The following is a 26,548-nucleotide window of genomic DNA, read 5'->3' on the forward strand; positions in this document are numbered from 1 at the left end:
ATTTCCCAGATTTCTGACGGATGGGCGCACGAAGGCGCGGCATTCTCGTCAGACTCTGGGAGGGCGATCCGGGCCGGCGGGCGTTCGAGACGCCATCAGGTCGCTTTTCAGCGCCGCCTTGTCATCGGCCTTGCTCAGGTTGGCCGGAACAAGGATCGACGCCGGCTGCATACCCGTCGAGCCATGGTGGCAATGACCATGGGTGCAAACGCCGTGTTTCAGATCACCGCTTGTCTCGTGATCAGGAGAGGTTGAAATGGATGACGACGCGACATCAGCCCGCGCCTCTGGCGCACAGGCCGCTGCGTCAGCGGCCGGCAGGAAGCCAAACACAACGATGACGAGCGCAAGAAGCGCCCCCACCACAAGTGTCCTGTTCGACCATTCAAACATGACCCATTCCTACCACAGTCTCGGCGACCGGCAATGCCGTCATGGTCGCACCGCCTCTGGAGCCGCAGCCCGCTGGAGACCGCAAGCCCAGCTTGTGATCAAAGCGCGATGCTGGCGACCTGAAGGGCGACCTGGTCAATTCGGTCTCCACCGCAGCAGACGCATGGCGTTGGCGGTCACGAGCACCGTCGCCCCTGTATCAGCGAGGATGGCGGGCCAGAGACCGGTAACGCCGATCACCGTCGTGACCAGGAAGACCGCCTTCAAGCCCAGGGCGATGGTGATGTTCTGACGGATATTGCCCATCACCCCCCTGGACAGGACGATCATGTCGGGGATGTCCTGGACACGCCCGTGCAGCACCGCCGCGTCAGCCGTCTCCAGGGCCACGTCGGCGCCGCCGCCCATGGCGATGCCGATGTCGGCGGCGGCGAGCGCGGGCGCATCATTGATGCCGTCGCCGACCTTGGCGACGACAAGGTCCTCCGCCTGGAATTCCCTGACGATTCTCTGTTTGTCCTGCGGCAGCAGTTCAGCCCGCACTTCGACGCCGAGACCGTTGGCGACCGCTTCCGCTGTGCGCCGGTTGTCTCCAGTCAGCATTATAGCGCGAACCCCCATGGCCTTGAGGCGCGCGAGGCCCGCCGCAGCGTCGGGCCGCGCCTCGTCCCGCATGGCCAGGAAGCCCGCCGCCTGGCCATCGGCCACGACCACGGAAACGGTTTTGCCCTCGGCGTTGAGGCCCGCGATCGCCGCGTCCTGAGACGCCGAAAGCCCGACTCGCCGGGCGACGGCCTGCGGCGATCCCAGGAAGACCTGCGCGCCGCCCACGGTCCCTTCGACGCCCTCCCCCGGGATCGCCCGGGCCGATGATGCCGGCGGGATGGACACGCCGTCGGCCTTCGCGCGATTGAGGATGGCCAGGGCCAGAGGGTGGCTCGATCCGGTTTCCAGGGCCGCGGCCAGCGACAGCACCTCCCCTTCAGTTCGCGCGCCCGCCACGACGTCGGTCACGAGCGGCTTGCCTGATGTCAGCGTCCCGGTCTTGTCAAAGGCGACGGCGTTGATCTTGCCCAGGGTTTCGAGGACAGCTCCGCCCTTCATCAGCAGGCCTCGCCGCGCGCCTGCGGAGAGACCCGCAGCGATGGCCGCCGGCGTCGAGATCACGAGGGCGCAAGGACAGCCGATCAGGAGGATCGCCAGACCCTTGTAGATCCACTCGCTCCATGATGCGCCGAACGCGAGCGGCGGAACGGTCGCGACCAGGGCGCCGACGACGAGGACGACGGGCGTGTAGATTGTCGAGAAGCGATCGATGAATCGCTCGGTCGGCGATTTCGATTCCTGCGCCTCCTCCACCAGACGCACGACCCGCGCAATCGTGTTGTCGGCGGCCGCGGCCGTGACCCGGACCCGCAGGACGCCGCCCACATTGATGGTCCCTGCGAAGACGGGGTCGCCCGCCATTTTCCGCTTGGGTACGCTCTCTCCCGTCACCGGGGCTTCGTCGATCTCGCCCTCGCCTTCAACGACGTCGCCGTCGGCCGGCACACGGTCGCCCGGCCTCACAAGGATGACGGCGCCGAGCGCAAGACTTTCAGCCGGTACTTCACTGACCTGGCCATCGATTTCGACCAGGGCGGTCTTGGGCACCAGGTCGGTCAGACCCTGGATGCTCTTGCGGGCCCGCCCCGCAGCGACGCCCTCCAGCATTTCGCCGACCAGGAACAGAAGGACGACGGCCGCGGCTTCTTCTGCAGCGCCGATGAAGACGGCTCCGACCGCCGCAATCGTCATCAGCATCTCGATCGAGAACGGCGTCCCGTACCGAGCAGCGGTGATCGCGCGCCAGCCGACCGGAATAAGGCCGACAGCGAGAGCGATTAGGAAGGCCGCGCGCTCGATGGACGGAAAAAGAGAGCCAAAGACATAGGCCGCGACCAGGGCGACGCCGCAGGCCGCCGTCAACCTGGCCTTGCGGGTCCACCACCAGGGGCCCTTCAGCCTCGATGAGGTGATCTCCGAACCCGCCGAAGGTTCCAGCGGAATGAGGACCTCCACGCCGTAGCCCAGATTGCGGATCTGGCGAAGCACGCCCTCACCTGCGAAATCGGCGTCGTGTGTGACCTTCAGCAGGCCTGAAGAGACGGCCACCGCGACATCTGTGACGCCCGGCAGTTTCCGGACCGCCGTATCGACCTTGGAGCCGCAGCCTGCGCAATCCATTCCGGTCACGCGATATCGGGTTTCCAGAGTTTCCGGCGGCATGAGAGCTCCTTGTTTCGAACGCCGGGCGACGCTACTTCCTCTAGCGACTAGAGGAGCAAGCGATAAAATGAGCCAGGGCGTGACGATAGGCCAGGCGTCCAAAGCGAGCGGGATCAAGGCGCCGACGATCCGCTACTATGAGCAGATTCAGCTCCTGCCGTCGCCGCCTCGCTCGGAAGGAAACCGGCGCCTCTATGATGCCGATGATCTGCGACGCCTGCGGTTCATTCGACACGCGCGCGAACTCGGCTTCGAGATCGAACCGATCCGTGAACTTCTGGCGCTGGCAGGAGACCCGAGCCGCCCCTGTCTATCAGCCGACAGCATCGCCCGGTCCCACCTCGCCGATATCGACCACAAGATCGCGCGGCTCACCGCTTTGCGGACCGAGGTCGCGCGCATGACGGAATGCGCCCAGGATTCGGCTGCAAACTGCCGCGTGATTGAGGTCCTAGGTGACCATAGCGGATGCTTGCACGACAGACACTAGGCTCTGTTTGCTACCGTCCAAGACAACCGCCTTGACCCGTGCCCATGCCAGTCAACTGGTGGCCCGATATTCCGAGTGAAGGCGTCGGGCGTGCCGATCGACGCGGCCAATGACCTGCCCGCCGTCGCGTTCAGGCCGGCTCAACGCCAAAGGCAAACTGGCGATCAACGAAGAAACGGAACGCCCGCGTTCACCAGGTTTGGCGACGCGGGGCTTCGGTCCAGATGCGTACTATCGCTAGCCGCAGCAGCCCTTGCCATCCTCCTGGATCGGCGGACAGGGCACGTCGGCATAGGAACAGAAGACGCAGCAATCGCCGGGCAAGGGCTTCAGCTTCACGCCGCAGCCGAGGCAGTCGTAGAACCAGATGCAGGCGTCGGTGGGCATGGTCTCGGTCGCGACATGGCCGCAATGCGGACAGGTCAGCGTGGACTGGAGCAGGACGGGCGCCTTCATTTGACGGCCGCCAGTTGAGGCAGGAGCCAGGGCTCGACAAAGGGCTCCCAGGCGAGAGAAAGCACGATCAGCAGCGTGGCGATGACAAGCAGCCAGAAGGCCAGCGGTGAAGGTCGTCCGCAGGCCGTATCGCGTCGGCACATCCGAGAGCGGCGCCAGTGCAGCAGCCACCCGGCGGCCAGAACCACGGCGGCGATCGGGGTCAACCAATGGCGCGCGCCGGCGAACACGGTGACGCCCGCGAAGGATACGCCTGCAATCGACAGCACCAACGGCAGGACGCAGCAGGCCGCCCATGCAAGAAGGGAAGCGAACCCGCCGACCGCCGCTGAGGCGCTGACGGCGACTTCTGGAATGCGGGTGCGGTTTGGGTCGGTCGCCATGGGCTATCCTGTCTGACTTCTGATACAGGCTACAACCCGTAGCCACTACGGGATCAAGAGCGTGTCGAGACAGAATTTGACCATCGGGCGCCTCGCGCTCAGCGCCGGGGTGAACCTGGAGACCGTGCGCTACTATGAACGTATCGGACTGATGCCTGCGCCGGCCCGAACCCCCGGCGGACATCGGTGTTACGAGCCTGAACACGCCCAGCGACTGAGATTCATCCGCCGATCACGCGAACTCGGGTTCGGCATAGACGCCATTCGGCGGCTGATCGCTCTAAGCGAGCCGACGGTCCAATCCTGCAGCGAAGTGCGCGACATGGCTCAGGACCACCTTGTAAGCATCGAAGCCAAGATCGCCGACCTGCTCCGGCTTCAAGCTCTGTTGAGGCAGACCGTCGCCGACTGTGGCGACGGCAGGCAAATCCGGTGTCCTGTCATCGAAGAGCTCGGCTCAAGCTAGATCGCCCCCTCATCGAGGCCGTCCGGAGCCGGGTGGATCATCGCCCCCTCACCCCTCATTCAGGGTCCAGGCAGTTCCCAGGCGACTGCGATTGATACCTGAACAACCACAAGGAAACACAGGCGCGAAGGCTAGCCGCAGGGCTAACCCAGGCAGAACTCCGCCCAGTCCTCCATCAGCCGAAATCGCTTCGCCATCATGTCTCCACGACGATAGGCCGCCTCAACCTTGCTGCTCACTGTGTGCGCCAACGCCATCTCGGCAGCTTCTTGAGGATGCGCGGTCTTCTCCGACACCCAATCCCTGAACGTCGACCGGAAGCCGTGCGGCACGGCCTCGACCTTCATGCGGCGAAGCACGGAAGCAAGGGTCATGTTCGAGAGCGCCTCGCCATCGATATTGGCGAAGACCAGATCAATGTCCGGATTCCGGCGCGTCGCAGCGAGAAGCGCGAGCGCGCCTGACGAAAGCGGCACACGATGCGGCCGCCCCGCCTTCATCCGCTCACCCGGCACGACCCACAGGGCGGCCGGAAGATCGATCTCGGACCATCTGGCGCCCCGCACTTCGCCCGAGCGCGCTGCGGTGAGAATGGTGAACTCAAGCGCCCGCGCGCCTGTCCCTTTTTCTTCAGCAAGCCTGGCCATGAAGGCAGGCATTTGGTCGATGCCCAAGGCCTTGTGGTGAACAACCTTCGCGACCCGGGATGGCTTGGCGAGGAGTTTGTCCAGATGCCCCCGCCAACGTGCGGGATTGGGGCCAGATCGGTATTCGCGCGCCGCGGCCCAATCGAGCACCATTTCCACACGCCCGCGAAGGCGGCTCGCGGTCTCGGTCTTGATCGTCCAGATGGGCTCCAGAATTCGCATCACATGAGGAAGAGCGACTTCCTCCACGCCCAGGTCGCCGATCACCGGATAGACATAGGTTTCAAGCGTGGCCGCCCACTGCGCCCTGTGTTTGGGATTCTTCCAGCTAGCCTCATGCGCCGCCATATAAGCCTCTGCGGCCTTGCGGAACGAGATCGCAACGACGGCGGGCGTTCTCACCGCTCGGCGCGCCTCACGACCTGCTTCGACTGGATCAATACCGCGCCGGATCTGCTCCCGCGCGTCGCGGGCGGCCTCTCGCGCTCGCGCCAGCGTCACATCGGGATAGCCCCCGAGACCCAGGTCTCTCCTCCGCTTGCCCATGGTTGCGCGCAAGATCCAGCTTCGCCCGCCGCTTGACAGCACTTGCAGGGCTAGCCCCGCTACCCCGCCAACAAAATGCAGGCCAGGTTCGCTTAGCCGCGACACCGCCAATGGTCCTAGTTCATCTGCTTTCCGGGGCATTTTCCACCCATCCAACAACCCATCATAAAACCCATCAACTCACCCATCAAAAAATCTGCGCTTGAGTGCAACAATATGCAACGTCCTGAAGCGACCAAACTCAAGCCACACCTGGGTTCAACCTACCTCTGAACAACGGTGAATAGGGCTGAAAAGGCCCGGAATCCGACACCCTCTCCGCCACCGGCCTAGCGCCGCTTCAGACAGCATGAGCTGATAGTCAGGCCTTCGGGCCCCGGCGATCCTGCACGCGCAGCGCAGCGATCATGATCATGATCGCGCATTTCGATCAGAATTTTGATCATCTGTGACCCAAGATCAGTGGTTTAGCCTCCCGCCATAAAGGGCTTGTTGCGTAATCGATAATCAGGCCCACTCACCTTAGGCGTTCGCGACGGCGAGCGATGATGTGGTGAGTACGGTTGATGGTTGCGCCCTTTCCTACCGATCAAATCTTCCTCGGCGGCCAGTGGCGTGCGGCGAGCGGCGGCGGCCTTCTGCCCATTGAAAACCCCTCGACGGGCGAGCAGACAGGCGCGCTGGCGGCGGGCGGGGCCGAGGACATCGACGCCGCGGTGCGCGCGGCGCGGACGGCGCTGGACGGCCCTTGGGGACGCATGACGGCGGTGGAGCGCGGCCGCATCCTGGCCCGCATGGGGCGCGAGGTCGAAGCGCGCATCGACATTCTGGCCGAACTCGAGGCGCTGGACGTCGGCAAGCCGCTGAAGCAGGCCCGCAACGACGTGATCGCCCTGGCCCGCTACCTCGAATTCTACGCGGGCGCGGCGGACAAGCTGCACGGCGAGACCATTCCCTTCCAGGACGGCTACACGGTTTACACCCTGCGCGAGCCGCATGGCGTGACCGGCCACATCATCCCCTGGAACTATCCGATGCAGATCATCGGCCGCTCGGTCGTGGCGGCCCTGTGCGTCGGCAACGCCGTGGTGCTGAAGCCCGCCGAGCAGGCGTCTCTGACCGCCTTGGCCTTCGCCCATATCGCGGCCGACTGCGGCCTGCCCGCAGGGGCCCTGAACGTCGTGACCGGCACGGGGGCCGAGGCTGGCGCGGCGCTGGCGGCGCATCCGGGGGTCAACCACCTGTCCTTCACCGGCTCAACCGGGGTCGGCGTGGCCATCCAGCAGGCGGCGGCGGTCAACGCCGTGCCGGTGACGCTGGAGCTCGGCGGGAAGTCGCCCCAGTTGGTGTTTGACGACGCCGATCTGGACAAGGCCCTGCCCTTCCTCGTCAACGCGGGCATCCAGAACGCGGGCCAGACCTGTTCGGCCGGATCGCGCGTCCTGGTCCAGCGCGGCGTCTATGACGAGGTCGTGCGCCGCATGGCCGAGCGCTTCGCCGCCCTGACCGTCGGCCCGGCCATGGACGACCGCGATGTCGGCCCGCTGGTGTCGAAGAAGCAGCAGGCCATGGTCGAAGGCTTCATCGAGAAGGGCCGCGCCGACGGCCTGATCGTCGCCCAGGCGAAACTGGCCGACCTGCCCGAAGGCGGCGCCTATGTCGCGCCGACCCTGTTCGCCAATGTCGCGCCCGATCACCCGCTGGCGCAGCAGGAGATCTTCGGCCCCGCCGTCGTGGTCATCCCGTTCGAGACGGAGGACGAGGCCGTCGCCATCGCCAACGGCACCGACTACGGCCTGGTCGCGGGCGTCTGGACCGCCGACGGCGGACGGCAGATGCGGCTGGCGAAACGGCTGCGGGCCGGACAGGTCTTCATCAACAACTACGGCGCGGCGGGCGGGGTCGAACTGCCCTTCGGCGGCGTCGGCAGGTCGGGTCACGGTCGCGAGAAGGGGTTCGAGGCGCTCTACGCCTTCACCGCGCTCAAGACCGTCGCGGCCCATCACGGATAGCAGGGAGTAGGCGTCTTGGGGGAGAACAGATCGAAGCGGCTGGAGGGCAAGCGAGCGATCGTCACGGGCGGAGCCTCCGGCTTCGGCGCCGGCATCGCACGCCGCTTCGCCGAGGAAGGCGCCCGCGTCATCGTCGCCGACCTGAACGGCGACGCCGCCCGCGCCCTGGCGGCGGAACTGGGCGACGCGGACCTGGCCGTGAAGGCGGACGTCTCCAGCGCCGCTGACGTGGCAGCATTGGCAGAGACGGCAAACCATCTGCTGGGCGGCGTCGACATCGTGGTCAACAACGCCGGGGTCGGCCACACACCCCAGCCGCTGGATGAGTTATCCGACGAGGCCTTCGACCGCATCGCCGCCGTCAACATGCGCTCCATCTACCTGATGTCTAAGGCCTTCGTGCCGGGCATGAAGGCGCAAGGCTCGGGCGCCATTCTGAACATCGCCTCGACCGGCGGGGTCAGCCCCCGGCCGAACCTGACCTGGTACAATGCCTCGAAGGGCTGGGTCATCACGGCGACGCGGGCCATGGCGGTCGAGTTGGCGCCCTTCCAGGTGCGGGTGAACGCCCTGAACCCGGTGGCGGGCGACACGCCTCTGCTGAAGACCTTCATGGGCGAGGACACGCCCGAGGTGCGCGCCAGGTTCCTGGCCTCCATCCCCATCGGCCGCTTCTCAACGCCGGAAGACATGGGCGCCGCCGCCGCCTTCCTCTGTTCGGACGACGCCTCGATGATCACCGGCGTAGCGATGGAGGTGGACGGTGGCCGCTGCATCTGACCGCCCCTTCAAGCTGCTGGTCCTGCCCGGCGACGGCATCGGGCCGGAAATCATCCGCGAGACCCTGCGTGTCGTCGACTGGGCCAGAAACGCCGGGCTGCGGATTGAACTGAGCGAGGGACTGGCCGGGGGCGCCAGCATCGACGCCGTCGGCGCGCCCATAGCCGAGGATGTGGTGGAGCAGGCCCTGGCGTCCGACGCCGTCCTGTTCGGCGCCGTGGGCGGGCCGAAGTGGGACCACCTGCCCCGCGCCCAGCGGCCCGAGATGGGCATACTGCGCCTGCGTCAGGCGCTGGACCTCTACGCCAATCTGCGCCCCGCCGTCTGTTTCGACGAACTGCTGGACGCCTCGGCGCTGAAGCCCGACCTGATCCGGGGCCTCGACATCCTGATCGTGCGCGAGGCGACAGCGGGCGTCTATTTCAGCCTGCCCCGCGCCAATGAGATCGGCCCTGACGGCCAGCGCCGCGCCTATGACACCCAAGCCTACACAGAAGCCGAAATCGCGCGCGTCTGCCGCACGGCCTTTGAACTGGCCCGCACCCGCCAGCGCCGCGTCTGCTCGGTGGACAAGGCCAATGTCATGGAGACGGGCGCCCTGTGGCGGACCGTCGCGACCGAGGTCGCCGCCGGCTATCCCGACGTGGAGCTGTCGCACATGTACGCCGACAACTGCGCCATGCAGCTGGTCAGGCGCCCGGATCAGTTCGACGTCATCGTCACCGACAACCTGTTCGGCGACATCCTGTCCGACGCGGCGGCGGCCCTGACCGGATCGCTGGGCTTGCTGCCCTCGGCCTCCCTGTCCGGCCTTGGGCAGGGCGGGCGCAGCCGGGGCCTGTATGAGCCGATCCACGGCTCGGCCCCCGATATCGCGGGCCAGGGCGTCGCCAATCCCATCGCCGCCATCCTGTCCTTCGCCCTGTGCCTGCGCTGGTCGTTCGACCGGGCGGACCTGGCCGATGCGGTCGAGCGCGCCGTGCGGCACGTCGTGTCCAGCGGCGTGCGCACCCCCGACATTGCGGAAGCCGGCGTCGCCCCCGTCTCCACCCTTCAGATGACCGACGCGGTTCTGGCCGCGCTGGACGCCCAGTTCGCGTGAGGATCGACCGATGACCGCCCCCACCCTGCAGACCGTCATGGACCTGATCGACGGCCGCACCGACGAACTGGTCGCCCTGACCCAGGACCTGATCCGCTTTCCCACCGTCAACCCGCCGGGCGAGGCCTATCGCCCCTGCGCCGAGTACATCGGCGAGCGGCTGAAGAAGCGCGGCTTCACCGTCGAATATGTGCGCGGCGAAGGCTCGCCCGGCGACAGCGACGCCTATCCCCGCACCAACGTCATCGCCCGCTGGACCGGCTCTGAACCGGGGCCTTGCGTCCACTTCAACAGCCACATCGACGTGGTCGAGGTCGGCGCCGGCTGGACCGTCGATCCCTTCGGCGGCGAGGTGAAGGACGGTCGCGTCTATGGCCGAGGCGCCTGCGACATGAAGGGCGGGCTGGCCGCCTCTATCATCGCCGTGGAGGCCCTGATCGATTCCGGCCTGCCCCTGCCCGGCGCGCTGGAGATCTCCGGCACGGTGGACGAGGAGTCCGGCGGCTACGGCGGCGTCGCCTATCTGGCCGAGCGTGGCTGGTTTTCGGAGCCGCGCGTCAACCACGTCATCATCCCCGAGCCGCTGAACGTGGACCGGGTCTGCATCGGCCACCGCGGCGTCTGGTGGGCCGAGATCGAGACCAAGGGGCGCATCGCCCACGGCTCCATGCCCTTCCTGGGCGATTCCGCCATCCGCCACATGGGCGCGGTGATGCAGGCCTTCGAGGACAAGCTCTATCCGGCCATGGCAGGTCGCCATTCGGACATGCCGGTCGTGCCCGAGGGCGCGCGCCAGTCGACCATGAACATCAACTCCATCCACGGCGGCCAGGGCGAGGACTTCGACGGCCTGCCCGCACCCTGCGTCGCCGATTCCAGCCGCATGATCATCGACCGCCGCTTCCTGATCGAGGAGTCTCTGGACGACGTGAAGGGCGAGGTGAAAGCCATCCTCGACGGCCTGGCGGCCCAGCGCCACGGCTTCCGCTACGAGATGCGCGACCTGTTTCAGGTGGCCCCCAGCATGGCCGACCGCGACGGCCCCGTGGCCAGCACCACCGCCGCCGCCATCGAGACGGTGCTGGGCAGGAAGGCCCAGTTCGTCTGCTCGCCCGGCACCTATGACCAGAAACACATCGACCGCATCGGCAAGCTGAAGGACTGCATCGCCTACGGCCCCGGCGTGCTGGACCTGGCGCACCAACCCGACGAATGGGTGGGGATCGAGGACATGACCAATTCGGCCAAGGTCATGGCGCGCGCCGCCTACGACCTGCTGACCCGCAAGCGAGGATGAGCGACATGGCCCGTGGCGACGCCGACGAAGGCGACAACATCATCGGCCCGCGCCTGCGGGCGCTTCGGGACCGGCTGGGCCTGTCGCAGCGGGCGCTGGCGCGCAAGGCGGGGGTGCCGTCCAGCACCGTCAGCCTGGTCGAGAGCGGCCGCACCAGCCCCTCTGTCGGCTCGCTGAAACGTCTGCTGGACGCCGCCGGGGTGTCGCTGGGCGAATTCTTCAGTTCCGAGTTCGAGACCCCGACCAAGCATTTCTATCGCCATGACGAACTGACGGAGATTTCGCGCGGCGAGGTCTCCTACCGCCAGCTCGGCTCGGGTCAGGACAGCAGCCTGCAGATCCTGCACGAGACCTATCAGCCCGGATCGGACAGCGGCCGGGTCATGCTGTCCCATGAAGGCGAGGAAGGCGGCCTGATCATTTCCGGTCGCCTGGAAGTGACCGTTGACGGTCAATCCCGGGTGCTGAAAGCCGGCGACGGCTACCTCTTCCCCAGCACCCTGCCCCACCGCTTCCGCAACGTCGGCGACGTGCCCTGCGTCGTCATCAGCGCCTGCACCCCGCCGACCTTCTGACCGCCGCGTTGCAGTTGCTCGGAATACTGAGCGAGAAAAATAAAATACCCGTCTTCTCAGCTGATTGACCTCTCAAAGAAACAGGCTTGTCGATCTCTCCGTTTCGCCAGCTACTTCGTGCAAGACAGTAGCGTGACACCGGGAGGCGGCTCAGGGAAACGCAAGGCTTGCTGCATTGCACAACGCCCCGAGGCCGAGGATAGATAGCGGGTGGCGGAACCGTCGTTCCGCCTCGGCCGCAATGAGACCGCTGAAGAACGGTCCGTGCGGCGTCATGGGAGGGATGAGGCGATGAATCGTCTTTTGGTCAGCGTATCCGCCGGGGCGCTCGCAGCCCTGTGTTCCACCACCGCCATGGCCCAGCAGGCTCCGCCCGAGCGCGCCCCCGAGCGCGCCACGGTGGTCGACGAGGTCATCGTCACCGCCCAACGGCGTGAACAGGCGGCCCAGGATGTGGGCATCGCCCTCAGCGTCCTCAGCGGCGAGAGTCTGATCCAGCAGGGCGTCACCAACGTCAATCAGCTCCAGAACGCCACGCCCAACCTGGAGGTCGAACCGGCCTTCGGCGGCGGCGCGGCGCAATTTCGTCTGCGGGGCGTGGGCTTCCAGGACTACGCCTCGAACAACTCGCCCACCGTCGGCGTCTATGTGAACGAGGTCGCCTATCCGGTCCCGGTCATGACGCAAGGGCTGATCTTCGACATCGACCGGGTCGAGGTCCTGCGCGGCCCGCAAGGCACCCTCTACGGCCGCAACACCACCGGCGGCGCCATCAGCTTCGTCACCAAGCGCCCGACCGAGGAGCTGTCGGCCGGGCTGATGACGGAATGGGGCAGCCACGAGCAGTTCCGCGCCGAGGGCTATGTCTCGGGTCCGGTGGCGGGCGGCCTGCGCGGCCGTCTGGCGGTCTCGACCGAACAGGGCGGCGCCTGGCAGACAAACCGAGTCACGGGCGAGAGCCTGGGCGACGCCGACCGCACCGGCGCCCGTGCCCTGTTGGCCTGGGATCCCAGCGAGACCCTGTCCTTCCTACTGGACGTGCACGGCGGGATCGACAAGTCCGAGAACCAGGGCCTCTACCTGCTCAGCGACCTGAGGACGCGCGGCGGAACGGGGCCGGTCATTCCCGCCGACAAGGACCGCTCCAAGACCGGCTGGGGCCTCTCGCCCCGTTTCGCCGCCGAGATCGGCCGCGACGTCAACGCCAAGCCGGGGCGCGACAACTCGTCCTGGGGCACGTCGCTGAACGCCAATCTGGCGCTCAAGGGCATGAACCTGAACAGCATCAGCAGCTTCGAAACCCTGAAGCGCGACGAGTACGGCGACTGGGATTCCAGCGCCTCTGTCGAGGCCGACACCTTCTTCGGCAGCGATGTGGACGTGATGTCCCAGGAACTGCGGTTGTCGTCCGACAACGACAGCGCCCTGACCTGGGTGGCTGGCTTCTACTATTCCAGGCAAGAGTTGAACGAGCGCTACTCCTCGGACTTCATCGACATCTACGGCACCTACGCCCAGGTCACCTATGACCAGAAGGTCGAGTCCTGGAGCCTGTTCGGCCAGGCGGAATACGCCTTCACCGACCAGCTGAAGGCCATCCTGGGCCTGCGCTACGAGGAAGAAACCCGCGAACTGGAGGGCTTCGGTTCGGCCTTCGGCGGCGCCACCGCCCTGCCGCCGACCACGGTCGACACCAAGATGACGCCCCTGACCGGCAAGGCGGCGCTGGAGTTCAAGCCCGCAGACAACCTGCTGCTCTATGGTTCGATCAGCCGGGGCGCCAAGTCGGGCGGCTTCACCACTTACAACACCGGCAATCGCAGCGGCATCGAACCCTTCGACCCCGAAATCCTCTGGGCCTACGAGGTCGGCTTCAAGGCCGATCCGTCGCGCGCGGTGCAGGTCAACGGCGCGGCCTACTACTATGACTACAACGGCCAGCAGGTCCTGTCGGCGGTCTGCGGCGCCAACGGCCCGGTGGGCCGCTTCACCAACGCCGATTCCAAGATCTACGGCGCCGAACTGGAGGGGGTCTTCCGTCCGGCGGCGGGCCTGCGAATCTCCCAGAGCGTCAGCTACAAGAAAGGCGAGTACACCGACTTCCTGGACCTCGACATCGGCAAGTGCCAGCAGACGCCGCGCGTCACCGCCTATATCGACAAGTCCGGCGACGAGATCCCCTTCCCGGCGCTCAGCTACGCCGGTTCGATCTCCTACGACTGGACCGTCAGCGGTTTCGCCGTCACGGCCGAGACCAACTACTCCTATCGTGACGAATACCCCTCGTGGCTGGGGCCCAAATACGACGTCGAAGCCTACTGGCTCGCCAACGCCAGCGTGACGGTCGGTCCCGAGGCGGCCAACTGGTCCGTCACCTTCTGGGCCCGAAACCTGTTCGATCAGGAATACGACCTGACCCGCAACTTCTTCACCAGCGCCGACATCGCCCAGCCGGGTCGGCCGCGCACGATCGGCGCGCGCCTCAGCCTGCAGTATTGAGGACCGCCGCAGGGCTGGGAGGCTTCCGTACGCCTTCCAGCCCGCCCTCGCTCAGCGCGCCCATAATACTGATCGCCGGGCGTCACAGATGATAAATTTCAATACCTTATGGCTCACGAATAACAGGCTTCCTTTCCCTGCCTATTCATCGACTACTGAGCGCTCTGAGAGGATGTCTGCATGACCGCACGGGCCGCCAACGACCTAGATCCCTTCTGGATGCCGTTCACCGCGAACCGCAGCTTCAAGGCGCATCCGCGGCTGCTCGCCTCGGCCAGGGACATGCACTACTTCACGCCGGACGGTCGCCCGATCCTCGACGGCACGGCGGGCCTGTGGTGCGTCAACGCCGGTCACGCCCGACGCCCGATCGTCGAGGCGATCCAGCGTCAGGCCGAGATCCTCGACTACGCCCCGACCTTCCAGTTGGGCCACCCTCTGGTGTTCGAACTGGCCGCCCGTCTCGGGATGCTGTTCCCCGCCGACATCGACCACGTCTTTTTCGCCGGCTCGGGCTCGGAAGGCGTCGACAGCGCCCTGAAGATCGCCCTCGCCTATCAACGCGCCAAGGGTTTCGAGAACCGCACCCGTCTGATCGGGCGGCAGAAGGGCTACCACGGCGTCGGCTTCGGCGGCATTTCCGTGGGCGGGCTGGAAAACAACCGGCGCGGCTTTCCCACCCTGCCCGGCGTCGATCACCTGTCGCATACGCTGAACCTGAAGGAAGCCGCCTTCTCGCGCGGCCAGCCGACCTGGGGCGCGCACCTGGCCGACGAGTTGGACGCCCTGATCGCCGAACATGGCGCCGAGACCATCGCCGCCGTCATCGTCGAGCCCCTGTCGGGTTCCGCCGGCGTGATCGTGCCGCCGGTCGGCTATCTGGAGCGGCTGCGCGAGATCACCGCTCGCCACGGCATCCTGCTGATCTTTGACGAGGTCATCACCGCCTTCGGCCGCGTCGGCGGGGCCACGGCGTCCGAAACCCTTGGGGTCATCCCTGACCTTCTGATCTGCGCCAAGGGCCTGACCAACGGCGCCGTGCCCATGGGCGCGGTCGGGGTGCGCGGCGCAATCTACGAGGCCGTGGTCAATCAGGCCGCAGCCTCCGGCATCGAGTTCTTCCACGGCTACACCTATTCCGGCCACCCGCTGGCGGCCGCCGCCGGACTGGCGACGCTGGACGTCTATGAGGACGAGGGTCTGTACCAGCGCGCGACCGAGCTGGCGCCCTACTGGGAAGAGGCCGTGCACGGTCTGAGGGGGCTGCCGCACGTCATCGACATTCGCAACCTGGGCATGGTCGCCGCCATCGAACTGGCCGCGCGCCCCGACGCGCCCGGCGCCCGGGCCATGGACGTGTTCCACACCGCCTTCGACGAAGGAATTCTGATCCGCGTGACCGGAGATGTCATCGCCCTGTCGCCTCCGCTGATTATCAGCCGCGCGCAGATCGATGAGCTTATCGATCACCTGTCACAGATCATTCGTCGTACGCGATAAATCCAGCACCGACGACGAGGGGGATAATATGAACAAGTTACTGCTCAGCGCTTCCATCAGTATCCTGACGATTGCCGCATCGTCTGTCGCTTCCGCACAAACTACTTCAAATAACAGCGATCAAACCGCCACCACCGTCGGTGAAATCATTGTTACCGCACAACGCCGCGAACAGGCCAGCCAGGATGTCGGCGTCTCGCTGAGCGTCATCGGCGGCGAGCAACTGGACGAAAAGGGCATCTCGGTCGTCAACGACCTGGAGAACGCCGTCCCCAATATGGAGGTCGACAGCCAGTTCGGGGGCGGCCAGCCCCAGTTCCGCATCCGCGGCATCGGCGCGCGCGAATACTCCTCGAACAACGCCTCGACCGTCGGCATCTACGTCGATGAAGTGGCCCACCCCTATACGGTGACCACGCAAGGCGCCCTGTTCGACATCGCCCGGATGGAGGTGCTGCGCGGCCCGCAAGGCACCCTCTACGGCCGCAACACCACCGGCGGCGCCGTCAACATCATCACCAACGCCCCGACGGCTGATTTCCGCGCCGGTTTCAACGCCGAATACGGGACCTTCGACCGCTACAAGGTCGAGGGCTATGTCTCGGGCCAGATCGCGCCCAACCTGCTGGGCCGCCTGGCCGCCGTCACCGAACAGGGCGGCGCCTGGCAGTACCATCGCGACACCGGCGAGAAGCTGGGCGACCTGAACAAGACCGCCATCCGCGGCCGCCTGACCTGGGACGCCAGCGAGGACGTCACCGTCGATCTGGCGGCCACCTATTCGGTCGACAAGTCGGACGGACGCGGCTTCCGCCTGCTGGGGCCGTACACGGTCTCGGGCGGCGCCGTGACCTATCCGAAGGACACGGCCTGGCGCATCACCGGCTGGGGCATCTCGCCCGCCATGGCGGCTGTCGCCGGCGTCGGCCTGAACGCCAAGCCCTTCCGCGACAACGACGGCTTCGACGTCAGCGCCCGCATCAAGGCCAATCTGGGCTGGGCCGACCTGACCTCGATCACCGCCTACCAGACCTTCTCGCGCAGCGAGTTCAACGACTGGGACGGCACGCGCTTCAATGAATCGAATGTCTATTTCTACAATGACATCGACGTCTTTGCTCAGGAACTGCGCCTGAGCTCCAACGATGACGGGCCGCTCAGCTGGATGATCGGCGCCCACTATGCCGACGAAAGCATCGACGGCGGCTTCTATACAAACTTCCGAGGCAACGCGAACCTGATCAACACCGGATATGGCCAGTCGGTGTCGGCCTTCGGCGTCTTCACCCACAACTCCTATCAGGTGAACGAAAAGCTGAACCTGATCGCCGGTCTGCGGTGGGAAACCGAGGAGCGCACCCTGGACAGCGGCGGCACCTTCGTCGCGCCCAACCCGCCCCCGCCGACGACCAGCTACGACACCGACCTGAACGAGGTCTCTGGCCGCCTGGGTCTGGAGTACAAGCTGACGGACGACGCCCTGTTCTACGCCAGCGTGGCGCGCGGGGTGAAGTCGGGCGGCTTCACCACCTACAACGCCACCTCGGCGACCCCGTTCAAGCCGGAAATCGTCATCGCCTATGAGGCCGGGATAAAGTCGGACCTGTTCGACCGCCGCCTGCGTCTGAACGGCGCCCTCTTCTACTACGACTACAAGGACCAGCAGGTTCAGGGGCTGGAATACGACCGTCTGACCGGGCGTCTGGGCAAGATCACCAACGTGCCCAAGTCGCACATCATGGGCGGCGAGATCGAGCTCACCTGGGTGCCGCTGGACGGCCTGACCATCAGCCAGAACATCGGCTACAAGACCGGCGAGTATGACGAGTACTTCGCCATCGACGGCGCCAAGACCGACGCCGCCAACCCGGTCAACGGTCCCTGGGACATCATCATCTCGAACGACCGTTCGGGCGAACGCCTGTCCTTCCCCAAGATGAACTACGGCGGCTCGATCGCCTATGACTGGGGCCTGGCCGGCTGGGACCTGCGAGCCGAGACCAACTACAACTATCGCGACGAGCTGTATTCGGTCAGCTCCTCGTCGATCATCGACGCCTACTGGTTGTGGAACGCCAACTTCAGCGTGGCCCCGACCGGCGCCAACTGGCGCGTGGGTCTGTGGGGCCGCAACCTCTTCAACACCTACTACGAAGAGACCCGCAACGGCTTCAACGGCTCGGCCCGTCCGACCACCTCGCCCAGCCAAGGCCGCACCTACGGCGTGCGCCTGTCGATGGACTTCTAACCCTCTCCCCCCGAAGGGGCGGGTCGGCTTCGGTCGGCTCGCCCCCGCTTTTTCCCGTTTGCCCGGACCCAACTGTTTCCATGAGTTCCCCGTCCTCCCGCCTGGATCGCCGCGCCCTGCTGACGGGTCTGGTCGTCGCGCCCGCCGTCCTCAGCTTCGGCCGGGCGCAGGCGGGCGGCGCCTACCTGTTCCCGCTCGGCGTCGCCAGCGGCGATCCGGCCCCCGACGGCTTTGTCATCTGGACCCGGCTGGCCGCCGATCCTCTGGCGCCCGACGGCAGGGGCGGCCTGTCCGCGCCCGTCCCGGTGCAGTGGGAGGTCGCCACGGACGACCAGTTCCGCCGCATCGCCGCCTCGGGCCAGTTCGTCGCCGACGCCGCCGCCGCCCACAGCGTCCACGTCGAGGTCTCGGGCCTCAGCCCCCATCGCCCCTACTGGTACCGTTTTACCGCTCAAGGCCAGCGGAGCCCCACGGGTCGCGCCCGCACCACGCCCGCCGCTGGCGCTCATCTGGATAGGCTGCGGCTGGCCGTCGCCTCCTGCTCGCATTGGGAACGCGGCTATTTCAGCGCCTATGGCCACATGGCGGACGAGGCGCCGGACCTGACCCTGTTCCTCGGCGACTACATCTATGAATACAGCCTGGGGCCCGATCGCGCCGACCAGGTGGTGCGGCCCTATAATCTGGAAGAAGCCACGACCCTGGCGGGCTATCGCAACCGCTACGCCCTGCACCGCACCGACGCCAATCTGCAGCGCCTGCACGCCGCCGCGCCCTGCCTCGCCGTCTGGGACGACCACGAGGTTCAGGACGACTATTCCGGCGTCTGGTCCAAGGTCTCCGGCGTCTCGCCGCGCGACTTCCTGCAACGCCGCGCCGCCGCCTATCAGGCCTTCTTCGAGGCCATGCCGATCCGCCGCACGCAACTGAGCGCGGCCATGCAGATGCCGATCTATCGCCGCGTCCGCTATGGCCAGTTAGCCGAGTTCTTCATGCTGGACGGGCGCCAATACCGCTCGAAACAGCCGTGCAGCGACGGCGCCAACGGCGGCAAGGGCCAGATCGTGGCCGACAGCGCCTGCACCGACCGCCTCGATCCCTCGCGCACCTTCCTCGGCTTCGAGCAGGAACGCTGGCTCTACGACAACCTGGCCCAGTCCAAGGCGCGCTGGAACATCCTGGGCCAGAACCTGGTCATGGCGGGCCTGCGCCTCGGCGGCGCCGACGGATCCGAGCCGCGCTACTGGACCGACACCTGGGACGGCTTCCCCGCCGCCCGCGACCGCCTGACCGGCGCCCTGGCCGCCATCAAGCCGCAGAATCCGGTCGTCCTCAGCGGCGACTACCATTCCTTCTGGACCAACGACGTCAAGGCCGACAGCCGCAACCCCGGCTCGCCGACCCTGGCCACCGAATTCGTCGGCACCTCCATCACCTCGACCGGCCCCACCTATGAGGGCCTGATGGCGACCATGCCGAACAACCCCCAGGTCAAATTCTTCGACAGTCGCGTGCGAGGCTATATGGCCATAGACGTCGAGCGTGACCGTATGAGCACCCGCTACCGCGCCATCTCGGACGTGCGCGACCCGAACGCCTCGATCTCGACGCTTAGGTCCTGGGTCGTCGAGGCCGGCAAGCCCGGCGCGGTCGCGGCATGATTTTCAGGAGTTCCCCCATGACGCCCAAGCCCTTCGTTCGGATCAGCGCCGCCGCCTTCGCCGCCGCCCTCGTCCTCGGCGGCTGCGCCGGGCAGGTCGAGGCGCCGCACGCCGCCGCGGCGGTCCCGGCCTCTGGACCCGTCACCTTCTGGACCGGATTCCGCGATCATCCGCACGGCTATCTGACCGCCGAGAACACGCCCAACGCCGCCAACTTCCTGCCGCCTCCTCCGGCTGAAGGCTCACTGCGCGAACAGGCCGACATCGCCGCCTATCGCCAGATGCGCGCTCTGGAAGGGACCGAACGCTGGGAGATCGCCCGCGCCGACAATGAGATCGAGACGCCCGGCGCCCCGCGCGCCTTCGACTGCGCCCTCGGCTTCAAGTTCGAGCCCGAGAAGATGCCGACCCTGACCCTGCTGATGGGCAAGATGCTGGGCGATCTGGAGATGATCCAGACCCCGGCCAAGAAGGGTTACTTCCGCAAACGGCCCTTCGTGGTCGAATCCCTGCCGACCTGCATCGCGCCGGAAAGCTGGCTGGGGGCCAGCGGCTCTTATCCGTCCGGCCACTCGGCCCTGGGCTGGGCCTGGTCTCTGGTGCTGGCCGAACTGGCGCCGGACCGCGCCGATCAGATCCTGCGTCGCGGCCTGGCCTATGGCGAGAGCCGCGCGGTCTGCGGCGTCCACTATCCCAGCGATGTCGAGGCGGGCCGCATCGTCGGCGCCACGATCGTCACCCGGCTGAAGGCCGATCCCGCCTTCCAGGCCGACTTCGCCAAGGCCAAGGTCGAGTTCGAGGCCGCCCGCGCCGCCGCGACCGAAGCCGCCCCCGCCTGTTCCGCCTCGCTGGCGCGCCAGCCGTGGTGAGGCGCGCTTATTCGATGGCGTGACACGAAATTCCTGACGTAGGCTGACGAAGATCGGCCGCGTCGCCGAGGGGGAGATCAAGGCAAGGTGACGAAGACAGGGGCGACAGCATTACGACGGCGCAGCCGGGACAGCCGGCCTCGGCTTGGCCTGGTCATGCTCGCGCTGTCGCTGGCCCTGGGCCTCGCCTGGGGGCTGACCGCGCCGCAGGTTCAGGCGCAGGCGCCGCGCGACCGTCTGGTGCTGGGCCTGCCGCTGGAGCCGCCGAACCTCGACCCGACCTCGGGCGCGGCGGCGGCGGTGGACGAGGTGGTTTACGCCAACGTCTTCGAGGGTCTGACCAGGCTGACGCAGACCGGCGTCGTTGCGCCCGCCCTCGCGGAATCGTGGGAAGCCTCGCCCGACGGCCTGACCTGGACCTTCCATCTGCGGCGCGGCGTCACCTTCTCGGACGGCTCGCCCTTCGACGCCTCGGTGGCCAAGTTCTCGCTGGACCGCATCACCGCCGAGGGCTCGACCAACGCCCAGAAGGCCCTGTTCGCGCCGATCCGATCCGTCGAGGTGGTCGATCCGGCGACCCTGCGCATCCATCTGTCCCGCCCCATGGCGACCCTGCCCTATGTTCTGGCCTGGGGCGACGCGGTGATGGTTTCGCCGAGCAGCGCGGCCACCAACGCCGTCACGCCGGTCGGCACCGGCCCGTTCAAACTGCAGAGCTGGCAACGCGGCAGCCAGCTGACCCTGGTGCGCCGCGACGACTACTGGGGTCCCGCGCCGCGCCTGAACACCATCGTCTTCCGCTTCATCAGCGATCCGACCGCCGCCTTCGCCGCCGTCAGCGCCGGCGACGTGGACGCCTTCCCCAACTATCCCGCCCCCGAGAACGTGGCCCAGTTCCAGCGCGACCCGCGCTTCCGCGTCGTCGTCGGCGCATCCGAGGGCAAGGTCATCCTGGGCATGAACAACACCAAGGCGCCGTTCAACGACGTGCGGGTGCGCCGCGCCCTGTCCTACGCCATCGACCGCGACGCTCTGATCCAGGGGGCCATGTTCGGCTTCGGCCAGCCCATCGGCAGCCACTATTCGCGTCAGGCGCCGGGCTACAACGACCTGACCGGCCTCTATCCGCACGACCCGGCCAAGGCGCGTCAACTGCTGGCCGAGGCGGGCTATCCCAACGGCATCGATGTGACCCTGCGTCTGCCGCCCCGCCCCTACGCCCGGCGCAGCGGCGAGGTGCTGGTCTCGCAACTGGCCGAGGCGGGCATCCGCGCCAGGATCGAGAACCTGGAATGGGCCCAGTGGCTGGATCAGGTGTTCAAACGCCGCCAGTTCGACCTGACCATCGTCGAGCACGTCGAGCCGATGGACTACGACATCTACGGCCGCAAGGACTACTACTTCGGCTACGACAGCCCCGCCTTCGACGCCCTGCTGGCCCAGGTCAACGCCGCCCCGGACGAGCCGACGCGCAACCGCCTGCTGGGCGATCTGCAGCGCCGCATCAGCGAGGACGCGGTCAACGGCTTCCTGTTCCAGTCCTCGCGCATCGGCGTGTGGAAGGCCGACCTGAACGGTTTGTGGATCAACGGCCCCATCGCCGCCAACGACGTCACCGGCGCCTACTGGACCGGCGCGGGCGCGGCGACGGCGACGACGGCAAACCACACGAGCGGCCGCCTGCCCTGGGGCTCGATGTCCGCCCTCGCTGGAGCGGCCCTGCTGGCCTTCATCGGCTGGCGCTTCGGCCTCAGTTGGCTGGCACGTAAACTGGGCGGTCACGCCCTGACCCTGCTGGCGGCGACGGTGGTCATCTTCCTGCTGCTTCAGGTCGTGCCCGGCGATCCGGCCAGCTACATGATGGGGCTGAACGCCAGCCCGGAAGCCATCAACGCCCTGCGCCAGCAGATGGGGCTGGAGGGCTCCGGCCTCGAGCGCTACCTCGCCTGGCTCGGCGACCTGCTGACCGGCCAGTTCGGGACCAGCTACACCTATCAGGTGCCGGTCGGCGGTCTGATCGCCGAACGTCTGGCCGTCTCCGCGCCGCTGGCCCTGATGGCCACCGTCCTGTCCCTGCTGGTCGCCCTGCCCATCGGCGTCATGGCCGCCAGCCGCCGGGGAACCGCCGTCGACACCGGCCTGATCGGCGTCACGCAAGTCGGCGTCGCCCTGCCCAATTTCTGGATCGCCATGCTGTTGATCCTGCTGTTCTCAGTAAACTTGGGCTGGTTCTCGGCCGGCGGCTTCCCCGGCTGGGACCAAGGCTTCTGGCCCGCCTTCAAGGCCCTGATCCTGCCCGCCGTGGCCCTGGCCGCGCCGCAGGCCGCCATTCTCGCTCGCGTCCTGCGCACCGCCCTGCTCGACACCATGAACGAGGACTATGTCCGCACCGCCCGCGCCAAGGGCCTGAGCGTCAATCAGGCCCTGTGGCGTCACGCCCTGAGGAACGCCTGGATCCCCGTCCTGACCATCCTCGGCCTTCAGTTCCCCTTCCTGCTGGCGGGCGGCATCATCATCGAGAACGTCTTCTCCCTGCCCGGTCTGGGCCGACTGGTCTTCCAGGCCATCACCCAGCGCGACCTGATCGTGGTGCAGAGCGTGGTGGTGGTGCTGGTCTTCGCCGTGGTTCTGGTCAGCTTCCTGATCGACCTGGCCTATCTGTTTGCTGATCCGCGCCTGAGGGGACGCCGCGCATGACCGACGCCCCCGCCCTTCCCGCCGCCCGATCCCGCGCGCCCTGGCCGCTATCGCTGATCGTCGGCGGCGCGCTGACCGCCATCGTGGTGGTGACCGCCCTGATCGCCTTCGTCTGGACGCCCTATGAGGTCGAGGCGGTGAACATCGCCGCCAAACTAACCGCACCGTCCAGCGCCCATCCGTTCGGCACGGACCATTTCGGTCGCGACGTCCTGTCGATGATCATGGTCGGGGCCCAGAACTCGCTCGCCGTGGCCCTGGTCGCCGTCGGCATCGGCGCCGGGATCGGCGTGCCTCTGGGTCTGACCGCGGCGGCGCGCGGCGGCTGGGTCGACGAACTGGTCATGCGCGGCAACGACCTGGTCTTCGCCTTCCCCGCCCTGCTGCTGGCGGTGATGATCACCGCCGTCTTCGGCCCCGGCGCGATCAACGCCATCATCGCTATCGGCCTGTTCAACATCCCCGTCTTCACCCGCGTCGCGCGTGGCGCCGCCATGGGGCTGTGGACCCGTGAGTATGTTCTGGCGGCGCGCACGGCGGGCAAGTCCAAGACGCTGATCTCGGTCCAGCACATCCTGCCCAATCTGATGAGCCTGCTGGTCGTGCAGGCGGCGATCCAGTTCGCCGTCGGCATCGTGGCCGAGGCCGGCCTGTCCTATGTCGGTCTCGGCGCCCAGCCGCCCATGCCCAGCTGGGGCCGGATGCTGGCCGAGGCCCAGACCATGATCGGCTTCGCCCCATGGCTGGCCATCATGCCGGGCCTGGCCATCTTCGTGACCGTGCTGGGCCTCAGCCTGAGCGGCGACGGCCTGCGCGATCTGTTCGACCCGCGCGTGCGGCGGGAGCGTTGAGCATGACCGTTCTCGACATCCGCGACCTCAGCCTGTCGATCGGTTCAACGCCGATCCTGAAGAAGGTCAGCCTGTCCGTCGCCTCCGGCGAAATCCTCGGCCTGGTCGGCGAGAGCGGCTCGGGCAAGTCGATGACCTCGCTGGCGATCCTCGGCCTGACGCCGCCGCGCGCGACGATGACCGGCGAGATCAGCCTGAACGCCCAGCTTATCTCCGGAGCCTCCGACGCCGCCCTGCAAAAGGTGCGTGGCCGCGACGTGGGCATCATCTTCCAGGAGCCGATGACGGCCCTCAACCCCGTCATGACCATCGGCGATCAGGTCGCCGAGACGGTGCGTCTGCACAAGAAAACCTCGCGCAAAGAAGCCCTGGCCGTCGCCCGGGCCGTGCTGGATCGCGTCGGCCTGCCCGCCGAACGCTTCCCGCTGGGGCGCTTCCCGCACGAACTGTCGGGCGGCCAGAGGCAGCGCGTGGCCATCGCCATCGCCATCGCCCTGACGCCCAAGCTGCTGATTGCGGACGAGGCCACGACGGCGCTGGACGTCACCACCCAGGCCCAGGTGCTGGAGTTGCTGAAGCGACTGGTGCGCGAGGACGGCATGGGGCTGATCCTCATCACCCACGACCTCGCCGTGGTGGCCGAGACCGCCGACCGGGTGGCGGTGATGAAGGACGGCGAACTGGTCGAAGAGGGCGACACGCGCCGCATCTTCACCGGCATGACTCACCCCTATTCGCAGCGGCTCCTGGCCAACGCTGTCCACGCCCCGTCGCGCCAGGCCGCCGTCCAGCACGACGCCGCGCCGGTGCTGCAGGTCGAGGGCCTGGTGCGCGAATACGCCGGGGGCCGCCCCTTGTTCGGCAAGCCCAAGGCCTTCCGCGCCGTGGACGATGTCAGCCTGACCATCCAACCGGGCGAGAGCGTCGGTCTGGTCGGCGAGAGCGGCTGCGGCAAGTCCACCCTGCTGCGGGCTATCCTCGCGCTGGAGACGCCCCAGGCCGGAAGGGTTCTGGTCAAAGGCCGCGACATCACGGCGGCCCGGGGCGCGGCGCTGAAAGCCATCCGCCGCGACATCCAGGTGGTGTTCCAGGACCCCTACGGCAGCTTCGATCCGCGCTGGACCGTGGCCCGGCTGGTGGCCGAGAACTTCCACCTGCTGGACACGCAGCCCTCGCCCACAGAGGCCCGCCGCCGGGTCGATCAGATGCTGGAGCAGGTCGGCCTGCCCGCCTCGGCCGGCGACAAGTATCCGCATGAGTTTTCGGGCGGCCAGCGCCAGCGCATCGCCATCGCCCGCGCCCTGATCACCGACCCGGCGGTCATCGCCCTGGACGAGGCGGTGTCGGCGCTCGACGTGTCGATCCGGGCCCAGATTCTGGACCTGCTGGCGGACCTGTCCAGCCGTCTGGGCCTGGCCTACCTGTTCGTGACCCACGACCTGACCGTGGTGCGGGCCGTGACCGACCGGCTGTTGGTCATGCAGGCGGGGCGGATCGTGGAACAGGGCGACACCGCCGCCGTCTTCGCCGCCCCCTCGCACCCCTATACGCAGAAACTTCTGGCGGCGACGCCGGATCTGGCCCGCAATATCGGCGCGCTCGACGCCGCCCATAAGGAGACCGTTCGATGAACCGCAGAACCCTGCTCGGCTCGGCCCTGATCGGCGGCGCGGCAACCGCCGCCAGCGCGGCGTCCGCCGCCCAGAGCGCCGCCCCGCGCGCCTCCGGCCGCACCGGTCCTTTGAACCTGATCACCGACGTCGAGGGCATCAAGATCGGTCAGGCCCATGACGCGGGCGTGCGCACCGGCGTCACCGTCATTTTGGCTGAAAAGCCCGCCGTCGCGGCCGTGGACGTACGCGGCGGCGGTCCCGCCGGGCGCGAGACGGACGTGCTGAAGCCTGAAAATCTGGTGCAGGAGGTGGACGCCATCGTGCTTTCCGGAGGCTCGGTCTACGGCCTGGCCTCGGGCGACGGCATCGCCGCCTGGATGGGGATGCGCGGACGCGGCTACGGCATGGGGGGCGCGCCCGGCGTGCCGCCCTCGCCCATCGTCCCCACCGCCTGCCTCTATGACCTCGCCAATGGCGGCGACAAGAAATGGGAGATGGACCCCCCCTATCGTCGTCTGGCCGTCGAGGCGCTGGAAGCCGCGGGCGACCGCTTTGACCTTGGCACCGCCGGCGCCGGTTACGGCGCCGAGGCCGGCGCACTGAAGGGCGGCATCGGCTCGGCCTCGGCCCTGATGGCCAACGGCTGGACCGTCGGCGCCATCGTCGCGGTCAACAGCGTCGGCGCGGTCGTCGCCCCCAATGGCAAGACCTTCTGGGCCGCCCCGTTCGAGATCGGCGACGAGTTCGGCGGTCTGGGCTCGGCGGGCCTCGCCGCCTCGGCCGAGGACTGGGGCCTGTCGAAAGGCCGCGCCCGCCCGCGTGAGAACACCACCCTGGCCTGCATCGCCACCGACGTCGCCCTGACCCGCGTGGAGTGCCAACGCGTCGCCATCATGGCCCAGGACGGCATGGCCCGCGCCATCCGCCCCAGCCATGCGCCCTTCGACGGCGACACCCTGTTCTGCCTGTCCACCGGCAAGAAAGAGATCACCGATCCGGCCATGCGTCAGGTCGCCGTGGCCCAGCTGGGCAATGTCGCCGCCGACGTCCTGGCCCGCGCCATCGCGCGCGGCGTCTATCATGCTGCCAACTACGAAGGTCAGACCGGCAAGACCTGGCGGGAGCTTTAGGACACCCCTCTCCTGCTGGGAGAGGGCTTGAGCCTCCAAGAGCGCAGCGATTGGCTAGGCGAAAG

21 protein-coding genes are annotated in these 26,548 nt (G+C 67.3%); 16 read left to right on the forward strand and 5 right to left on the reverse strand.

Features of this window, described 5'->3' with window-relative positions; translation table 11 throughout:
- Positions 1-48: 48 nt before the first annotated feature.
- Positions 49-393, reverse strand: coding sequence for a hypothetical protein (locus HNP51_RS12425; RefSeq protein WP_178825344.1), 345 nt, complete (start codon positions 391-393; stop codon positions 49-51).
- Positions 394-528: 135 nt separating this feature from the next.
- Positions 529-2,661 (reverse strand): heavy metal translocating P-type ATPase, encoded by a 2,133-nt coding sequence (locus HNP51_RS12430; protein WP_178825346.1) that lies wholly within the window; start codon positions 2,659-2,661, stop codon positions 529-531.
- 67 nt (positions 2,662-2,728) lie between these two features.
- Between HNP51_RS12430 and HNP51_RS12435 the strand changes: the two genes are divergently transcribed.
- Positions 2,729-3,151: a helix-turn-helix domain-containing protein gene (locus HNP51_RS12435; RefSeq protein WP_178825349.1), complete on the forward strand. Its 423-nt coding sequence runs from the start codon at positions 2,729-2,731 to the stop codon at positions 3,149-3,151.
- A 237-nt stretch (positions 3,152-3,388) separates the two neighbouring features.
- Here HNP51_RS12435 and HNP51_RS12440 read toward each other — a convergent pair whose 3' ends face one another.
- Positions 3,389-3,607 carry a GDCCVxC domain-containing (seleno)protein gene (locus tag HNP51_RS12440; protein ID WP_178825352.1) on the reverse strand — a complete coding sequence of 73 codons (219 nt, stop codon included), beginning with the start codon at positions 3,605-3,607 and terminating at the stop codon, positions 3,389-3,391.
- Positions 3,604-3,990, reverse strand: coding sequence for an MFS transporter permease (locus tag HNP51_RS12445; protein ID WP_178825354.1), 387 nt, complete (start codon positions 3,988-3,990; stop codon positions 3,604-3,606). Before HNP51_RS12445 ends, HNP51_RS12440 begins: the two co-directional genes overlap by 4 nt.
- Positions 3,991-4,051: 61 nt before the next feature.
- On the opposite strand from HNP51_RS12445, the gene HNP51_RS12450 reads away from it, so the two are divergent.
- On the forward strand, positions 4,052-4,456 hold the full coding sequence (locus tag HNP51_RS12450; RefSeq protein ID WP_178825356.1) for a MerR family transcriptional regulator: 405 nt from the start codon (positions 4,052-4,054) through the stop codon (positions 4,454-4,456).
- 143 nt (positions 4,457-4,599) lie between these two features.
- Here the strand turns inward: HNP51_RS12450 and HNP51_RS12455 are convergent, their stop codons facing one another.
- Positions 4,600-5,790: a site-specific integrase gene (locus HNP51_RS12455; protein ID WP_178825358.1), complete on the reverse strand. Its 1,191-nt coding sequence runs from the start codon at positions 5,788-5,790 to the stop codon at positions 4,600-4,602.
- A 425-nt stretch (positions 5,791-6,215) separates the two neighbouring features.
- Between HNP51_RS12455 and HNP51_RS12460 the strand changes: the two genes are divergently transcribed.
- The 14 genes from HNP51_RS12460 to HNP51_RS12525 all read left to right on the forward strand — a co-directional run bounded on the left by HNP51_RS12460 (position 6,216) and on the right by HNP51_RS12525 (position 26,483).
- Positions 6,216-7,661, forward strand: coding sequence for an aldehyde dehydrogenase family protein (locus tag HNP51_RS12460; RefSeq protein WP_184270880.1), 1,446 nt, complete (start codon positions 6,216-6,218; stop codon positions 7,659-7,661).
- 15 nt (positions 7,662-7,676) lie between these two features.
- Positions 7,677-8,441: an SDR family oxidoreductase gene (locus HNP51_RS12465; protein ID WP_184270883.1), complete on the forward strand. Its 765-nt coding sequence runs from the start codon at positions 7,677-7,679 to the stop codon at positions 8,439-8,441.
- Complete coding sequence (gene leuB, locus HNP51_RS12470; protein ID WP_184270886.1) at positions 8,425-9,543, forward strand: 3-isopropylmalate dehydrogenase; 1,119 nt, start codon at positions 8,425-8,427, stop codon at positions 9,541-9,543. Before HNP51_RS12465 ends, leuB begins: the two co-directional genes overlap by 17 nt.
- A gap of 10 nt (positions 9,544-9,553) precedes the next feature.
- Complete coding sequence (locus HNP51_RS12475) at positions 9,554-10,840, forward strand: acetylornithine deacetylase/succinyl-diaminopimelate desuccinylase family protein (RefSeq protein ID WP_184270889.1); 1,287 nt, start codon at positions 9,554-9,556, stop codon at positions 10,838-10,840.
- A 5-nt stretch (positions 10,841-10,845) separates the two neighbouring features.
- Complete coding sequence (locus tag HNP51_RS12480; protein WP_184270892.1) at positions 10,846-11,415, forward strand: cupin domain-containing protein; 570 nt, start codon at positions 10,846-10,848, stop codon at positions 11,413-11,415.
- A gap of 291 nt (positions 11,416-11,706) precedes the next feature.
- The gene (locus HNP51_RS12485; RefSeq protein WP_184270895.1) at positions 11,707-13,914 is read left to right on the forward strand and encodes a TonB-dependent receptor; all 2,208 of its coding nucleotides are present in this window, start codon (positions 11,707-11,709) and stop codon (positions 13,912-13,914) included.
- A gap of 180 nt (positions 13,915-14,094) precedes the next feature.
- The gene (locus HNP51_RS12490) at positions 14,095-15,414 is read left to right on the forward strand and encodes an aspartate aminotransferase family protein (protein WP_184270898.1); all 1,320 of its coding nucleotides are present in this window, start codon (positions 14,095-14,097) and stop codon (positions 15,412-15,414) included.
- 28 nt (positions 15,415-15,442) lie between these two features.
- A complete protein-coding gene (locus HNP51_RS12495; protein WP_184270901.1) occupies positions 15,443-17,662 on the forward strand; it encodes a TonB-dependent receptor in 2,220 nt (739 codons plus the stop codon).
- 80 nt (positions 17,663-17,742) lie between these two features.
- Positions 17,743-19,323: an alkaline phosphatase gene (locus tag HNP51_RS12500; protein WP_184270904.1), complete on the forward strand. Its 1,581-nt coding sequence runs from the start codon at positions 17,743-17,745 to the stop codon at positions 19,321-19,323.
- Positions 19,324-19,340: 17 nt separating this feature from the next.
- Complete coding sequence (locus HNP51_RS12505) at positions 19,341-20,192, forward strand: phosphatase PAP2 family protein (RefSeq protein ID WP_260398483.1); 852 nt, start codon at positions 19,341-19,343, stop codon at positions 20,190-20,192.
- A 156-nt stretch (positions 20,193-20,348) separates the two neighbouring features.
- A complete protein-coding gene (locus tag HNP51_RS12510) occupies positions 20,349-22,889 on the forward strand; it encodes an ABC transporter substrate-binding protein (RefSeq protein ID WP_184270907.1) in 2,541 nt (846 codons plus the stop codon).
- A complete protein-coding gene (locus HNP51_RS12515; RefSeq protein WP_184270910.1) occupies positions 22,886-23,740 on the forward strand; it encodes an ABC transporter permease in 855 nt (284 codons plus the stop codon). Before HNP51_RS12510 ends, HNP51_RS12515 begins: the two co-directional genes overlap by 4 nt.
- A 2-nt stretch (positions 23,741-23,742) precedes the next feature.
- Positions 23,743-25,371: an ABC transporter ATP-binding protein gene (locus tag HNP51_RS18880; RefSeq protein ID WP_184270913.1), complete on the forward strand. Its 1,629-nt coding sequence runs from the start codon at positions 23,743-23,745 to the stop codon at positions 25,369-25,371.
- Positions 25,368-26,483, forward strand: coding sequence for a P1 family peptidase (locus HNP51_RS12525; RefSeq protein WP_184270917.1), 1,116 nt, complete (start codon positions 25,368-25,370; stop codon positions 26,481-26,483). Before HNP51_RS18880 ends, HNP51_RS12525 begins: the two co-directional genes overlap by 4 nt.
- The last annotated feature ends 65 nt before the right edge of the window (positions 26,484-26,548 follow it).

It is taken from the genome of Brevundimonas bullata, assembly GCF_014207965.1.
GTDB lineage: Bacteria > Pseudomonadota > Alphaproteobacteria > Caulobacterales > Caulobacteraceae > Brevundimonas > Brevundimonas bullata_A.